The organism is Saccharothrix sp. ST-888, from assembly GCF_000955975.1.
GTDB lineage: Bacteria > Actinomycetota > Actinomycetes > Streptomycetales > Streptomycetaceae > Kitasatospora.
Genome location: NZ_JYJF01000462.1, coordinates 1 through 378, shown reverse-complemented (window position 1 = coordinate 378; position 378 = coordinate 1). Strand labels below are relative to the sequence as shown.

The 378-nt window shown below is 82.8% G+C and carries 1 protein-coding gene; it reads right to left on the bottom strand.

Translation table 11 applies throughout. From position 1 onward, the window contains the following. Positions 1–378, bottom strand: a 378-nt coding sequence (locus UK12_RS45315) for a hypothetical protein (RefSeq protein WP_045306984.1), incomplete at both ends; no start/stop codon positions are given.

The window sequence follows — 378 nt, the reverse complement described above, 5'->3', positions numbered from 1 at the left end:
GGACTGCTCACCGTCGGGGCCGTCGGTCGGCTGCAGGGCAGCGACGGCGGCGGTGGTCGCGGCGGCGTCCGCGAGCGGGCGGGCGGCGGTCAGGGCGGTGGCCTCGGCCTCGTCCAGTCCGGCCCAGGTGAGCGCGGCCTCGGACTCGGCGGCGGGCAGGGCGTTTACCCAGCGCCGGGGGAGGGCGGCGCGGCGCGGGGGGGGGGCGGGGGCAAGGGGGGGGGGGCGGCCGAGGCGGAGGGCGGGCTGACCGGGGCCGGACTGGACGAGGGCGAGGCGACCGCGCTGACCGCCGCCCGCCCGCTCGCGGACGCCGCCGCGACCACCGCCGCCGTCGCTGCGCTGCAGCCGACCGACGGCCCCGACGGTGAGCAGTCG